Origin of the sequence: Micromonospora sp. NPDC003816 (assembly GCF_042874705.1) — a bacterium.
In the GTDB taxonomy this organism is placed as follows: domain Bacteria; phylum Actinomycetota; class Actinomycetes; order Mycobacteriales; family Micromonosporaceae; genus Micromonospora.
This window is the reverse complement of the sequence record NZ_JBIANP010000008.1, coordinates 157,653-172,388: the sequence shown is the minus strand read 5'-3', so window position 1 is coordinate 172,388 and position 14,736 is coordinate 157,653. Positions and strand designations below refer to the sequence as shown.

Here is a 14,736-nt window from a genome sequence, read left to right as displayed (position 1 = left end):
CCCAAGTAGTCCTTGCCGTGGCGCTACGCCGGAGCATCAACCAACCCAAGATCGTGTTTATAGGTCAGCCGCCGGCCAGCGAGCACAGTCGAGTTGTTGGCGTCGAGCACGAGGGCACGGCATCGCTGCAACCACGGGTTCCCGTACCAGCCCGGCAGCGGACCAAGCTCGGCCTTGGCTGCGGCGGTGATGTTCGGTCGGGGCGGCAGGCGCACCATCGACCCCGCGACCTCCTCGACGATGTCCGCGTCGCTGGCGTCGCCGTTCGGGCCGAGGCTGTGCCCGCCAAGGGTCAGGTAGCGTCCCTCGTCCTGTCGCACCAGGACCACCTCGACGGATTCCGTCCCGTCGCGTACCACGGCGGCGACGGCGTCATCGTCGGGTAGGTCACCGGTCGCGCGGCCGTGTAGCCCCGCCAACGTCGGGGTACCCAGCGTGTCTTCCCCCGCGAGGAGGAACGATCGTGCAATGTCTTGACGGGCACGCTCGCTGGTCTCCCATACGCGCCGCGCCGACTCCGCCGAATTCCCCCAACTCGCTGGTACGGGTTCGCTGTCACCGTAGCCGCGACTGACCAGGTCGGGAACATCTGTCGGGATGCTCCAGCCCCGACCGTCCACCCCTTCCAGCACCAGCGCGGCGCTTCGCAGCAGCAGATGCCGGCCGTAGATGTACATGCTGCCCGACGGAAACGCCGGCGGACCGGCGGCGACGGTGTGAACCCCGGCCACGAACACCTGCGGGGGATGCAGTCCAGCCGGCCGGACAGGTCGGGTGTGGCGGTGCACGCGCCCGATCCGTTGCAGCAGAAGGTCAATCGGGGCGAGGTCGGTCACGAGGAGGTCCGCGTCGACATCGAATGACTGCTCAGCAAGCTGAGTCGCCACCACGATCAACCGCTTCGGCCGCTGCACCGGCCCGCCGGGCGGCCCGAGCAGCTCAAGGGCCCGGCGGGTCCGCTCGGCGCGCTCCGCGACGGTCAACCGGGCGTGCAACAGCAGCACCTGCCCGGATCCCCACCTGCCCACCAAAGCCTCGTAGGTCTGCTGCGCACGGCTCACCGTGTTCCGGATGACCAGCGCGCACCCGCCGTCGCGTAGCTGCTCATCGAGCAGACCCACCACCTGCTCCGGCCCGTCCTCAGGCGCCTCCTCCAAGATCCGTAGCCGCACCTGCTCGGCGCGGCGCCACGGAACACTCGTCCGCACGTCCCGCCGGGCGGTGCCACCGACCACGCTGAGCGCGTGGAAGACCGGATACCCCTCTGCCTCGCTTACCACGGACAGGTCCACCACACGCTGGCCGGTCGCCCCTTGCAGATACGCCCGCATCAGGTCGTGCCGCTGACCGGGAGGCAGGGTGGCCGACAGGAGGATCACCGGAACACCGGCGTCAGCCAGCCACCGCAACGCCTCGAACAGGAACTGCGACATGTACACGTCGTACGCGTGCACCTCATCGAGGATCACCACACGACCGTTCAGACCGGCATGCCGCAGCATCACATGCTTGGTACGGGTCGCGGCGTGCAGCAGCTGATCGATCGTGCCGACCACCACCGGCATGAGCATGCCGCGCTTAGGTCCGAGGAACCACTCCGCCGGTGCATGCTCCGGGCGTTCCCACCGGCCACCGTCCGAGACGGCATACTCGTCGTCGCAACCAAACTCGTCCACCCCGGCAAAATGGACACACTGCTGCATCTCGTTCCAGCGCCGGTTGAACATGCGCTTGCCGTGCAGAAGACCCACCGGCAGACCGGTGTCAACGGCACCCGCCCACTCCACAACCCGCTCGAACATCGGATCGCTGGTCGCCTGCGTAGGCATCCCGACGAAGACACCGTCGCAGCCGAAACGGCGACCAAGCACCTCCGCCGCCGCCAAAGCAACTTCCGTCTTGCCTTCCCCCATCGGCGCCTCGACGATCAGCAAACCCGGCCCCGGCATCCCCTCCGCCAGTTCGACACCTGCCACCTGAAGAGGCCGCGACGGCTTCCCGAACCGCGCCGCCACCAAATCCTCCACATGCTGATACGGCGCCGCGCCCCATCCGCCCCGTAGCTCCAGCACATCCCACGCCGCCAGGGCACGCCGCCGTGCTGCCTCCATGGACACCTCACCGAGAACGTCCACACCAGCGAAAGGCATCCCGCTGGCAATCCAGTCAGCCATGATGACCAACCCAGACAAACTGAGCTGCTGACCCCGACGTGGCGCGACCACAGCACCCAACTCCGTCAGATCGACTTTCAGCTCATCGGCCACCGCCTGCACCAACGCGGCCTGAGCCACCCGCCAGCTCTCCCCTCGGCCCTGGGCATTACCGAGCCGCCGGCCAGCCAACAATTTCTCGGAGTCCGGCACCAAACCATGATGTCCCGCGACCAAAGGCCACACCCACGCCACCGTCGAAGCACTCCAGCCGAACGCAGGCAGAACCGACCGGAGAAGAAACGCACCCGCAACCGAGTGGTGCCACCGCGCCGACTCCGCATCAAGCCTGCGCCAATCAAGCCCGACGGCACGAACTTTCCGCGCCAACACATCAACCTTCGCCTGAAACGCAGGCGTCGCCTTACCAACATCATGAAGTCCTGCTACAAGCGCAAAGAACGTCCTCCCCGCACCACCTGACACCGCATTCAACCAACTCCTCGTACCAGGAGCCAGATACCGATCCCACAGCAACTCGGCCACAGCCGCCGTATCCAGCAGATGCTGCAACAGCAGATTCGGCCGCCCACCAGCATCCGACTTACCCCACCACACTCCCAAGGCGGGTGACCGGTCCAAGGACATGCGGGAGACTGTAGAAGCGGCCACCGACAAACCCAGCACACAAAGCAGCCTCCAGTCGGATCCCCGACAGCCACAAGAGAGGATTCGTTGACACCCGCCACACCCACATCGCGACAGACCAGGCCGAACCAAGTGATTGAAACGGCCACTCGGCTGACCTAAACGCCCAGGTCAGCAAGGGGTCGTCCCCGCACGCGCGGGGGTCACCCGACGGTCCTGCTCCACAACGTCCTCGCCGGCCTGTCGTCCCCGCACGCGCGGGGGTCACCCGGTCTGGAGGTTGTGTACGCGGCCGAGCGGGTCGTCGTCCCCGCACGCGCGGGGGTCACCCGCAGGTCCACCCGCTCGTCGCGAAGGCGATGACGTCGTCCCCGCACGCGCGGGGGTCACCCGATCCTCGACGCGGCCGGCAACGTGGTCGGGTTGTCGTCCCCGCACGCGCGGGGGTCACCCGCACAGCCCGCCGACGATCGGCGCCCGGTCCGGGTCGTCCCCGCACGCGCGGGGGTCACCCCTGTTGGCGCGGGCTGGTCTGCTGGTGGAGGGCGTCGTCCCCGCACGCGCGGGGGTCACCCCTCCGCTTCGCCCCGGCCGCCAGCGTCGAGCCTGTCGTCCCCGCACGCGCGGGGGTCACCCCGGCACCGGGCAGACGGTCGAGGGCATCGACCGGTCGTCCCCGCACGCGCGGGGGTCACCCTGCTGCCCGGACCATTCCGGCTGGGATGTGTGCGTCGTCCCCGCACGCGCGGGGGTCACCCGGAGGTCCGCTCGGCCGGGATCATCGTGGTGTGGTCGTCCCTGCACGCGCGGGGGTCACCCTCCACACGTGTGCTGTCTCCGTCCACACGTGTGGTCGTCCCCGCACGCGCGGGGGTCACCCGGAAGAGCAGCCAGACCTTTCGATGTGGATTAAGTCGTCCCCGCACGCGCGGGGGTCACCCCTTCGCCCAGTCCCGGTTCGGCGCGAGGTCGATGTCGTCCCCGCACGCGCGGGGGTCACCCGGACGAGTCGACCGGGACCGTGGTGATGGATCAGTCGTCCCCGCACGCGCGGGGGTCACCCGCTGCTGCTGGTGGTGCCCGGCCACAGCGTGGGGTCGTCCCCGCACGCGCGGGGGTCACCCTGTGTGATCGGATCCGTCTACGTGAACGAACCTGTCGTCCCCGCACGCGCGGGGGGCACCCGCGTGTCTGGACCCGCAAGACCCGCGACGCGCAGTCGTCCCCGCACGCGCGGGGGTCCACCCGACGTTGCCCCCGCTGGAGTCCTCCGCCCGGAAGTCGTCCCCGCACGCGCGGGGGTCACCCGACGCCTAACGCGCCCTGCCCGGCGTGTAGGTCGTCCCCGTATGCGCCGGGGGTCACCCCGTCCACGGCCGACGCGTTCACCCTGGACCCGTCGTCTCCGCACGCGTGGGGTCACCCATCGGGGCCACAACGCCAACCGGAAGATCAAATGACGTTGGAGCAGTAAGGCCACAAGGATCTGGACCAGCCTTATATCCGGACGGCCAGTGAGCCCGGTGTGAGCCCGGACGTTCAAGCATTCGGCACTACTGATCATCATAGACCGGGATCCGCAGGGGCATCTAGCTGGACAGATAGATACCCCTGCGGACTGGCAAACACCCCGAATCACAAGCAGGATTCAACTTCCAATCCCAAGGTCGCAGCCTCTGATCCTGCTCTCGCGATCACCACTCGAACAACCAATCGGAAGCCTGCCGTCAGGTCCTCTAAGCGTCACCCAACAGCAACGGACACCGTTCCGCTACGCGAGTGGGTGTGACTCGTTGGTCAACGCCGCCAGGGCGCGTGCCACCTCGTGCAGCGTTGCCCGCACGTAGGTGGCCGTCGTGCCGGCGCTGCTGCCGCTGTCGGAGTGGCCGGCGTACTCGCGGGCTACCGCGTAGCCGAAGTTTCGCTCCACCCACGTCAACGTGGTGTGCCGCAGCCAGTGGGTGCTGATCTGCTGCACATACACCCACGGCAGGTGCTCACCGATCCGCACCCACAGGTGGTCGTAACGCCGGCGGGTGATCGGCCTGCCGTCGCGGTACCGCAACAGCTGCCCGGCAGGAGGGGCGTGCCGGTTGTCGGTGTGCCGTTGGAGGTGCCGCATCAGCGTCGGTGACACCGGCTGCCACCGTGTCGTGTCGCCTTTCTCCCGCAGCAGGATCAGGCACTGCTCCGGATCCAGGTCCACCGGCCGCAACGCCAACGCGCCACCCCGCCGACACGCCGTCTCCGTGTGCAACCGCAGCAGCAGACTGTCCAACACCGGATCATCCCCCGTGCTGGCCGCGACCTCGTTGATCTCCGCCAACCGGGCATCCGCCACCGCCCGCCGGGTACTCGGCAAACGACGCGGTTTGGCCACCTTCGCCGCCGGATCATCCGCCGCCGCGATGTAGCCGTCGGCTACCGCCCGCTTGTACAGGCACCGCAACGCCGCGATCAGATGCTCCACCGCACTACGCCCACCCCGCGCATTACGGCGAGCCACCACGTGCGCCTTGATGTACTCGCCGAGCTGCTCGATCTCCGACGGCGTCGGCTCATCAAGCCGACGATGCCCCCACTGGTGCACCACCCGCTTCCAGTACGAGCCATACGCCCGCCGCGTCCCCACACTGACCGCCGCCGACACCACCGGCACATACTCCGCGAACGTCGGCGCCAATGGACGGTCCGCCGGTGTTTCCACGAGGTCCGCCGCCGAGATGCCCATCCGCGCCAACAACAACCGCGCCGCGTCCAACTCGGCTCGACTCGCACCACTCACGACACACCGCCAGCCAACACAGCGGCATGGGCCTGAGTGACGATCTCGTCCAGCGTCGCCATCGGACACACCAGCAGCAGCCCCACCGCTGGATCCGCCACCAGAAGGAGCCGATCGCCCGACCGTAGAGCGCACCAGTGCCGCACCGCCGCGGGAAGACGTACATGCCCCTGACCGGTCAGCCGGAACACACCCTGATCATCACCGCGCACGACGACGATCCCGGCCCGCTCCCGAATGTCCAACCGGGTACCCGGCCGCCACCCCAGGGCACCCACCACGAACCGGTCCCGCAGCCGGCCACTGCCCTCCAGCGCGGCCACACCGTAGACGCGGGGACTCGTGCAACGTTCCGGCAGCGACGACATCGGCAACGGACCACGACGCAACCCGCCGCTCGTCGAGCGCTCGGCAGCCGAACCCGGGTCGGACAGGACCACCGGTGGAATCACCGGGCCTGTCGAGGTGTCAACCACGGCCACCACCACCCGGAACCAACCGAGCAGCGACCGTGAAGAAGAGAAGATTCGCGTGGTCAAGCATGCTTGACCACCAGCACGTGAAACTGGGCGCAAACGCCGCGTTTTTGTGTCCGAGGGGGGACTTGAACCCCCACGCCCTATACGGGCACTAGCACCTCAAGCTAGCGCGTCTGCCATTCCGCCACCCGGACTTGCTCCGTCCAGCCTACCGCGTCGACCTCGGTGATCCATCACCAGGAGGCCGCCCAGCGGGCCGCACGGGGAGTTACTGTACACGCCGCCGGTGGATCATGCACATCAGCATCCCGAGGCCGATTCCGGCCGATCTGACCAGCCCTGGCGGGGCCGTCGGTACGGGTCCGGCTGGCGTCGCGGTGCCCGTACCCGGCAGCATGGCGGTGTGTCCCATGCCTCTCCCTTGGCCGTCGCTCAGCAGCGGGCTCTGGCGCTGCGTGGCGCGGGCAACCTCGCCGCCGCCCGTGAGCTGCTGACCGACGTCGTCGAGTCCGTGCCGCCGTCGCTCGGCAAGGATCATCCGGACGCGCTGAGCACCGCGCACTTATTGGCCAGGTTGCACCGGGAGGCCGATAATCCGAGTGCGGCGCGGCGGGTGTTGGAGGAGGCGTTCGCGGCCGGGGAGCGGCGGTGGCCGCACGCCGACCCGTTGATGTTGGCGTTGGCCTTCGAGCTGGGCTCCGTCGCGGACGAGCTGGGCAACCGCCACGAGGCGCGCCGCAACTACACCCGCGTGGCCGCTGCCGGCCCCGCGGTGCTCGGTGCCGACCATCCGGCGGTACGCACGGCACGCGAGTATCTCGGCGACGCCGCTCCGGCTCCGCCGGCGGTGCCCGCTCCTCGCCAACCGGAACCGGCGCCCACGCCGACGCACGGGGTCCTGAACGAGCCGACGATCTCGCTGGCGGTGCTGTCGACCGCCTGGAAGCCGCACGACGCCTCGACCGCCGCCGGGTCCCTTCGCCAGCCGGCGTCCCCCTTCGGCGAGGGTGTCGCTGCCTCGTCCGCCCCAGCCTCGGCACCGCCGGCGCCGGCCGTGCCGCATCCGCGCGCCGTACCGGGCTCGCATGCCCCTGGCGTGCCGCCGGTCGTGCCTCCACCACCGCGCATTCCGCCGCCTCCGGTCGTGCCGGAGCCTCCGACGGTGCCGCTGGCCCGGACGGCCCTCCACGACCAGGCTGCTCCCCCGGTCGCGTCACCTGAGGCAGCCGAGCCGACCATCGCGCTGAGGCTGCCGGTCCGCGATAGCGAGGTTCCACCACCGCCGGTACCCCCCACCGTTGCTCACCCGGCACCGTTCGCCGCACCGACGACGCGCCTTGCGCCCGTCGAGGCGGACGAGGATACGAGCGTGCTCCGGATCCTGCCGGAACCTGACGCCTCGACGTCGGTCGAGGCCGGGCCGGCTTCGCCGGACGGGCCGGGGGTACGAGTCGCGCCAGGATCAGCGTCATCCGACCCGGCGACATCGGCGGTACGAGGCGCTGAGGCCAGCGATGCGACTGGCGCGGTGGCCTCTACTCAGCCAGGAGCCTCGACTGAGCCGGAGTCGTCGAACGAACAGGGAGCATCGGTAGGGCCTGGGTCACCTGGCGGCCCGCAGTGGGCGCGTCCAACCGTTCGGGTGCAGCAGATCGACCCACTGTTGGCCGAGGAGGCCGCCCGGGCTCGCCGCTTACCCGAAGGCGCGTCACCGGCCTCGGACGCGGTCCCGCCGGGCGACGAATCGGTGAGCGGTGCACCGGCCAGCGGGCCACCCTCCGCCGCAGCCCAGGTCAGCGGTCCACAGGCCGCCGAGCCTGCCTCGGGCGCACCTTCGATCGGCCCAGTTCCCGTCAGCGCTCCGCCGGCAAGCGGGCCCACCGCACCACCGACCAGTGGGGCTCCGACGAGTAGCCCGCCGATCAGCGGACCGCCAAGCACCAGTCCACCGACGAGCGCGCTACCGGTCAGCGGATCACCGACGAGCGCGCTACCGACCAGCGTGCTACCGGTCAGCGCGCCGCAGGTCAGCGGCCCTTCGAGCAGTACACCGCCGACGAGTGCGCCACCGGCTGGTGCACTCCCGGTCAGCGCGCCGCCCACCAGCGGCGCGCCGACCGGTTGGGCGCCCGCGACCGCGCCGCCGCCCCCTCCCCCGCCTTACACCGGTCCCACGCATCAGCCGCCGGCACCGGGATTCCCCGGCGTGCCCGCCACGAGCTCGACGTCCGGACCGCAGGATCTGACCGCGCCGCTGCCCCAGCCGGGTCCGACCAGCGGGCCGACCGGCTACCCGTCGCTCAGCTCCGCACCCCTCGCTCATCCGCCCGCCAGCGGACCGCCCGGCTATTCGAGCGCCAGTGGGACGTCCGGCGACGCGACGGCCCACAGCCCAGCCGGCCATTCACCGGCCGACTATCCGGCGACCGGTGGCTCACCTGGCTACCCCCCGGCCAGCGGAGCACCGACCTACTCGCCACCTGGCGGACCCTTCAGCCAAACCCCCGTTGTCGAGCAGACCGGCTACCCGGCGACCGGCGGACCGACCGCCCCTGGGCCCGTCAGCGGCCCACCCGGTCACATCCCCGCCAGCGGCCCGCCGGGTTACGCCCCGACGAGCAGCCCGCCAGCAAGTGGCCCCGGGTACGCCCCCACCAGCAGCCCGCCGATCAGCGGACCCGGGTGGGCTCCCGCCAGCAGCCCTCCAGGGAGCGGACCTGGGTACAACCCCACTAGCAGCCCACCGGTGAGCGGCCCCGGTTACGCCCCGACCAGCAGCCCGCCGACGAGTGGGCCCGGATACGCCTCGGCCAGCAATGCCGGGTACGCCCCCGCCAGCAGCCCACCGGCCAGCGGTCCCGTGTACGCCCCGGCAAGCGGCCCTCCGGCCGGGACCCCGGCGGGCTACGGGCCGCCCGGCTACCCGGGTACCAGCACCACGCCAACGGCAGGCGCGGCCGGTTACGGTCCCGGAGGCGAACCCACCCAGCATCAGCCCTACCAGTACCCGCACCAGCAGCATCCGCAGGCGGCTGGTGGGCAGCAGCAGTACGACCCGGCCGGGCCGGCGACGTACCCACCCGGGCAGAGCGCCGCGTACCCGCCGCAGGGCTGGGGGCAGCCGGGTCCTGCACAGTCCGCGTCGGCGGGGGGTATGGCGTTCCCGGTGGCGCAGTCGGGGTCGGGGCGAAATCGAGCGGCGATCGTGGTGGCGATCGTGGCCGTGGTGGTGGCGGTGGTCGCGGTGATCGGGCTCGGGGTGTTGATCGTGAACGATCGGCGGGCGTCGCCGACGGCGCCGGCCGAGTCGTCGGCGGCGGATCCGGGTCCGCCGCCGACGGGGTTGGAGTTGCGCGATGATGCGGCCACGATCAGGTTGACGTGGACGGATCCGTCGGACGGGTTGGTGCCGTTCATGGTGGCTGGTGGGCGGGCCGGGCAGGCGTTGGGGGTGCTGGCCACGGTGGGTCAGGGGCAGACCAGTTACACGGTGAACGGGTTGAATTCGCGAGTGGACTACTGCTTCACGGTGTTGGCGGTGTACGGGACGAACGAGTTCGCGACGTCCAGTCAGGTGTGTACGACGCGGGAGTCGGGCGCGGGTCAGAACTGAGCGTCGCTCACGGTCGGTGGGTCCGGCGGGTCCTGGTGGGACAGTCGGGGCGGGACACGCCGACGACACGCCACGCTGGGTGTTCATCGGCGGACAGCATGGGTTCCCGGGGTGCGTGGCGTGACCATATGATGGCTCCCGGTTCAGGGGAGGGGTCGCCGTCTGGGGGCGCCACCGGCCAGGACGATACGAGAGGCAGCCGGTTGTGGCGAGCACCGACGAGGCCGTTCCGACCCGTACCGCCCGATCCCGGTCGCGGGTGCGCGGTGGTCTGGTCACTGTGGGGACGGTGCTGGCGTTGCTGGCGGCGATGGGTCTGACCGTGCTGGGTCTGGGGTCGGCGGACAACGCGGTGGCCAGTTTCGACGCGAGTTCGTGGTTGTGGAGTTCGGCGCGTAGTGAGTTGGCGCGGGTCAACGGGGTGACCGCGCGGGTGGACACCCGGGTGGAGGTGCCGGCGGGTCGGCGGCATCCGATGCAGGTGACGCAGACGGATCGGGTGTTGGTGCTGCGAGATCTGCACACCGGTCAGATCAGTGCGTTGGACCTGGCGACGTTGCAGATCACGGCGACCACGCCGACGGCGCCGGGGCTGGGTGTGAGTGTGGCGTTGCACGAGGATGCGGCGTTCGTGGTGGACGCGGTGCAGGGTGTGGTGCGCCAGTTGGATCCGCGGTCGTTGGCGCCGGTGGGTGAGCCGGTGCGGTATCCGCCGGGGATCACCGGTGGCGCCTTCGACGGTAAGGGTCGGTTGTGGATCGCGGTGCCGGCGGAGGGGACCGTGTCGGCGATCACTCCGGCGGTGCTGCCGTCGAAGTCGGCCGGTGAGGCGCAGGTGGGGCCGCAGCGGGTGGAGACGTACGACGTGGCAGGGGCCAGTCACGAGTTGGTGGTCTCCACGCTGGATGACGGTGTGGCGGTGCTGGACCGGACGGCCGGGGCGTTGGTGACGGTGGTGCGGGGTGAGACGCGGCGGACCGCGCTCGCGGAGACGTTGACGGGGCCGGGCACGATGCCGGTGCGTACGAGTGGGCCGGTGGTGCCGGTGACGGTGGCTGGGCAGCGGCAGGTGCATGCGATCACCGATGCCGGTGAGGTGCGCTCGTTCACGGTGCCGGGTGAGGGTGACCGGTTGAGTCCGGCGGTGGCCTGGGCGGGCCGGTTCTACTGTGCGGACGAGGCGTCGGGCACGGTGTACGCGTTCGACGCGGCCGGCACGTTGGTGGACACGATCCGGGGTCGGTGGCGGGGGCCGCTGGACCTGGAGGTGCGGGAGAACCACCTGTTCATCAACGCGCCGGAGGCGGCGACGGCTCGGGTGGTGGACGATTCGCACCTGGTGCGGGAGGTCGACAAGTACGCCAATGACGTGCTCGGTGGTGATCCGCCGGCGGAGCCTCCGCCGCCGCCTCCGCCGCCGAAGAAGCCGCAGGTGGGTAAGCCGGGTGCGCCGCGCAACGTGAGCGCGGCGGCCGGGAATGCGCAGGCGCGGGTGAGTTGGCGGCCGGCGCCGGCCAACGGCGCGGAGATCATCCGGTATGTGGTGGAGGGTGCCGGGCAGCGTCGCGAGGTGGGCGCGAACCAGCGGTCGGTGCAGATCAAGGAGCTGACCAACGGGGAGACGTACCGGTTCGCGGTGCACGCGGTCAACGCCGAGGGTGCGGGTCCGACGCGGAGCAGTAATCCGGTGACGCCGACGGCGGCGGTGCCGGACGCGCCGGCGAGTGTGTCGGCGCAGGCCCGCGCGGACGGCACGGTGGTGGTGCGTTGGCCGGCGGCGAACGGGCAGGGTAACCGGATCGCCCGGTACGCGGTGACGGCGATGTCGGCGGGGACCAACGCCCCGGTCGGTGAGGCGACCGGTGAGGAGTTGGTGGTCAAGGCCGGTGAGTTGGAGTACGGCACGCAGTACGCGTTCACGGTGGTGGCGGTCAACGACAAGGGCGCGGCGTCGGAGGCGTCTCCGGTCAGCGACACGGTGGTGCCGTTCACGGTGCCGGGTGAGCCGCTGGAGTTGCGGGCCGGCACGGTGGCGGAGCGGTCGGGGACGGTGTCGGTGCAGTGGGCGCCGGCGGCGGCCAACGGTCGGCCGGTGAGCGGGTACGTGGTGGAGGTGGGTGAGCGGCGTACCGAGGTGACCGACACGCAGACCACGGTCAGTGACCTGGGTGACGGGCAGAACGTGACGGTGCGGGTCCGGGCGGTCAACGAGGCGGGTGAGGGTCCGCAGGCCACGACGACGGCGCGGACGGTGGCGCCGCCCCGGGTGACGGTGACGGGGTCGTCGGCGACCGCGACGTCGGCGACGGTGACGTTCACCGTGGACGCCGGTGGTGGGCAGGCGACGTGCACCCTGGCCCGGTCGGGTCAGACGGCGCGTAGTGGTCCCTGTTCCCGCATCACGATGAACGGCCTGTCGCCGGGGACGGACTACACGTTCACGGTGACGGCGACGAACGCGGCCGGTGACGGTTCGGCCCGTCGGGCGCAGGAGACCGATGCGCTGTTCGGGATCGCCACCTGCAACAACGGGAGCTCCGGTGCGGAGGCGACCTACTGCGATCGGGACCGGGACGGCCGCAACGGCAACGAGATCTTCGCGGTGCCGAGGCAGGACAACGACCGGCAGGTCGGGTGGGCGCGGCCGGGGAACCGGTTGAAGGCGTACTGCCGGGTGCGGGGCGAAGAGGTGTACGCCTACATCTACAACAACGACAAGCGCAGCACCTGGTGGGTGCAGGTCGAGTACAGCGGACGTAACTACATCCCCTGGGCCTGGCTCAACCTGGAGGGTGGGGACGACATCGCCGTCCTGCCCACCTGCTGATCCAATTCGGCCGAGGAGCACCACCGTGAACAGCCACGAACCGCTCACCCAGCAGGAGGTGCAGGGTTTCGCCGCCCTCGCCGCGCGGCTGGCCGAGAACGTCAACTCGGTGGTGCTGGGTAAGCCGCAGGTGGTGCGGCTGGCGCTGACCGCTCTGTTCGCGCAGGGGCATGTGCTGTTGGAGGACGTGCCGGGGGTGGGTAAGACGACGTTGGCGCGGGCGATCGCGGCGACGGTGAAGGGGCAGTGGCGGCGGATCCAGTTCACGCCGGACCTGTTGCCGTCGGACGTGTCCGGGGTGACGATCTTCAATCAGGCGACCCGGGGGTTCGAGTTCCATCCGGGGCCGGTGTTCGCCAACATCGTGATCGCCGACGAGATCAACCGGGCGTCGCCGAAGACGCAGTCGGCGTTGCTGGAGGTGATGGAGGAACGCACGGTCACCGTCGACGGGGTACGCCATCCGGTGCCGCAGCCGTTCCTGGTGGTGGCCACGCAGAATCCGGTGGAGATGGACGGCACGTACCGGTTGCCGGAGGCGCAGTTGGACCGGTTCCTGGTGAAGCTGTCGGTGGGGTATCCGGACGAGTCGGTGGAGGTGGAGGTGCTGCGCGGGGCGACAGTGCGGTCCCCCGAGGCCCTCGCGGCGGTCACCGACACCGCCACCCTGGGTGAAATGGTGCGGATGGCCCTGCGGGTGCACATCGCCGAGCCGCTCTACGCGTACGCGGTGCGGTTGGCGGCGGCCACGCGTACGCATCCGCAGGTGCGGGTGGGGGTGAGCCCGCGTGGGGTGATCGCGTTGACGCGGGCGGCGTGCGCGTACGCGTTGATCGACGGTCGGGGCTGGATCATGCCGGAGGACCTCAAGACGTTGACCGAGCCGGTGTTCGCGCACCGGCTGCTGCTCACCCCGGACGCCCAGGTGCGGGGCGTGACCGCCGCCGACGTGTTGCGTCAGGCCGTCGCCTCGGTGCCGGTGCCGCTGCCGTCGGGGCAGCCCGCCCCGGCGCACCCCTGACCGCCGGGGCGTCTGTCGTGCGGATCACCGCCCGGGGAATCGGGCTGCTCGTGGCTGCGGTCGTGCTGGCCGGGGCCGGTTTCCGGTTCGCGTACCCGGAGTTGACGCTGCTCGGCGTGGCGGCGGGCGGCGCGGTCGCGGTCGCGACGGTGACCGCCGCCCGGCGGCCGCGACTGGAAGTCCGGAGGCAGGCGGACCCGGACCGGGTGGGTCGGGGTGACCCGGCGTCGATGACCGTGACGGTCCGCAACGCGGGGCGGTGGGGTGCGGCGAACCTGCTGGCCACCGACCGCTGCGGTGACCAGGTGGTGCCGGTGCCGGTGCTGCGGCTGCGCCCTGGCACGGACACCGTGGTCCGCTACGACGTGCCGACGGTGCGGCGGGGGGTGGTGCCGGTCGGGCCGCTGCGCGTCACCCGCCGTGACCCGCTGGGTCTGGTGGTGCTGGCCCGCTCCTACGGCGACAGTGTGCCGGTGTGGGTGCACCCACGGATCCACCCGCTGTCGGCGGTGCCCACCGGTGCCGGGCGCAGCCTGGACGGACGCGTCGACGCCGTCCCGCACGGGTCGATCACCTTCGACTCGTTGCGGGAGTACGTGGTGGGCGATGAGTTGCGGCGGGTGCACTGGCGCACCAGCGCCCGGGTGGGTGAGCTGATGGTGCGGGAGAACGTGGACACCAGCCTGCCGCGAATCGTGGTGCTGGTGGACAACCGTCTCGCCGCCCATCCGGACCGGGTGGACGGGGTCGCCGAGTCGTTCGAGTCGGTGTGTGAGGCGGCGGCGTCGGTGGTGGCCGCCGCCGTCCGGGAGGACCTGCCGGTGGTGCTGCTCTTCGTCGCCGCACCACCGGCGGACAGCGTTGAGGATGAGGGTGCGGTGGGGCCGCTGGACCGGTTGGCGGCGGTGTCGCTGCGCACCGAGGGCACGGTGCAGCAGGCGTCGGCTCGGCTGCGCCGCGACCGCCTCGGCGACACCCTGGTCGTCCTGACCGGCCCCGGTGGCCGCGAGGACCTGGGGCACGTCGGCGCGCTGCGGGGGGCGTACCCGTCGGTGGTGGTGGGGGTCTTCGGCGCGGCGGAGGCGACGCCGCCGGGTGCGGCCGGGCTGGTGGTCGTCGACGCGGCCGACGGTGCCGCGTTCGCCGCCGAGTGGGACGGGGTACGGCGGTGGTGAGGGCGCTGCGGGCGGTGCCGGTGCCGCTGGCCCTG

7 protein-coding genes, 1 tRNA gene, 1 pseudogene and 1 CRISPR repeat array are annotated in these 14,736 nt (G+C 71.0%); of the genes and pseudogenes, 5 read left to right on the top strand and 4 right to left on the bottom strand.

What is annotated here, in order from left to right; all coding sequences use genetic code 11:
* Positions 1-23 precede the first annotated feature (23 nt).
* The 4 genes from cas3 to ACFYTT_RS24000 form a co-directional block, all read right to left on the bottom strand.
* Positions 24-2,801 (bottom strand): CRISPR-associated helicase Cas3', encoded by a 2,778-nt coding sequence (gene cas3 / locus ACFYTT_RS24015; protein ID WP_387262386.1) that lies wholly within the window; start codon positions 2,799-2,801, stop codon positions 24-26.
* A gap of 181 nt (positions 2,802-2,982) precedes the next feature.
* A CRISPR array of direct repeats spans positions 2,983-4,227; the repeat unit is 28 nt; unit sequence GTCGTCCCCGCACGCGCGGGGGTCACCC.
* A 345-nt stretch (positions 4,228-4,572) separates the two neighbouring features.
* Positions 4,573-5,586 carry a tyrosine-type recombinase/integrase gene (locus ACFYTT_RS24010; protein WP_387262383.1) on the bottom strand — a complete coding sequence of 338 codons (1,014 nt, stop codon included), beginning with the start codon at positions 5,584-5,586 and terminating at the stop codon, positions 4,573-4,575.
* A complete protein-coding gene (locus tag ACFYTT_RS24005) occupies positions 5,583-6,125 on the bottom strand; it encodes a hypothetical protein (protein WP_387262380.1) in 543 nt (180 codons plus the stop codon). Before ACFYTT_RS24005 ends, ACFYTT_RS24010 begins: the two co-directional genes overlap by 4 nt.
* A 50-nt stretch (positions 6,126-6,175) precedes the next feature.
* A tRNA-Leu gene (locus tag ACFYTT_RS24000) sits at positions 6,176-6,259 on the bottom strand.
* Positions 6,260-6,351: 92 nt separating this feature from the next.
* Between ACFYTT_RS24000 and ACFYTT_RS23995 the strand changes: the two are divergent.
* The 5 genes and pseudogenes from ACFYTT_RS23995 to ACFYTT_RS23975 form a co-directional block, all read left to right on the top strand.
* Positions 6,352-6,642, top strand: a pseudogene (locus ACFYTT_RS23995) (hypothetical protein); the annotation flags it as partial.
* A 2,169-nt stretch (positions 6,643-8,811) separates the two neighbouring features.
* A complete protein-coding gene (locus ACFYTT_RS23990; protein ID WP_387262501.1) occupies positions 8,812-9,678 on the top strand; it encodes a hypothetical protein in 867 nt (288 codons plus the stop codon).
* Between the two features lie 205 nt (positions 9,679-9,883).
* Positions 9,884-12,505, top strand: a complete 2,622-nt coding sequence (locus tag ACFYTT_RS23985) for a fibronectin type III domain-containing protein (protein ID WP_387262378.1) — start codon at positions 9,884-9,886, stop codon at positions 12,503-12,505.
* Between the two features lie 25 nt (positions 12,506-12,530).
* On the top strand, positions 12,531-13,526 hold the full coding sequence (locus ACFYTT_RS23980) for an AAA family ATPase (protein ID WP_387262375.1): 996 nt from the start codon (positions 12,531-12,533) through the stop codon (positions 13,524-13,526).
* 17 nt (positions 13,527-13,543) lie between these two features.
* Positions 13,544-14,701, top strand: coding sequence for a DUF58 domain-containing protein (locus ACFYTT_RS23975; protein WP_387262372.1), 1,158 nt, complete (start codon positions 13,544-13,546; stop codon positions 14,699-14,701).
* The last annotated feature ends 35 nt before the right edge of the window (positions 14,702-14,736 follow it).

Excerpts from the sequence above, each read along its gene's own strand:
- cas3 (WP_387262386.1), bottom strand. The coding sequence starts at position 2,801 with ATGTCCTTGGACCGGTCACCCGCCTTGGGAGTGTGGTGGGGTAAGTCG.